At 34.6% G+C, this 610-nt stretch carries 1 protein-coding gene; it reads left to right on the top strand.

Going from position 1 to position 610, the window contains the following annotated elements; genetic code table 11:
- Positions 1 to 610, top strand: a 610-nt coding sequence (locus G7034_RS09775; protein WP_166400783.1) for a hypothetical protein, incomplete at both ends; no start/stop codon positions are given.

A 610-nucleotide genomic window follows, 5' to 3' on the forward strand; every position in this document is an offset into this window, starting at 1 on the left:
GAGCAACCGATATTAACAACAATTGTGTTGCTTTCACTGAATTAGACTTGCAAGTTAATTTACGCCCATTTATTGAAGATTCAGAAAATATTGCCACTTTTGAGCAATGTCCAAATGAAGAAAATTCACCTATACAAAACTGGGATTTAAACACTACAATTCCGTTTTTTTACAGCGAAGAGAATGTTCCTTCAATAATTAGTTTTCACCTAAGTCAAGCAGATGCAGAGAACAATGAAAATCCTCAACCAACTGATTTTGAAAACACAACCAACCCACAAACACTCTATGTACGAGCCGAAGCTGTTGAAAGTGGATGTTTAGAGTTTACAACAATTGAATTGCTAGTCAATGTGATTGATGAAAGTTTTTTTCCTGACTTAATAGAAGTCTGTGATTCTAACAATAATGGTTTTTCAGAATCTTTCGATTTAGGTAGTATTATTAGTGATTACCAAGCGAACTTCCCGAATTATCAACTTAGTTTTCACCCTACTTTTCCTGATGCTGAAAACCAAACCAATGTTTTACCCGAAGTGTACGCCAACGTACAAGCTTTTGAACAAACTATTTATGCGTTTTTTGAAGATGAAGAAACTGGTTGTACTCA

It is taken from the genome of Psychroflexus maritimus (assembly GCF_011089875.1).
Taxonomy (GTDB): Bacteria; Bacteroidota; Bacteroidia; order Flavobacteriales; family Flavobacteriaceae; genus Psychroflexus; species Psychroflexus maritimus.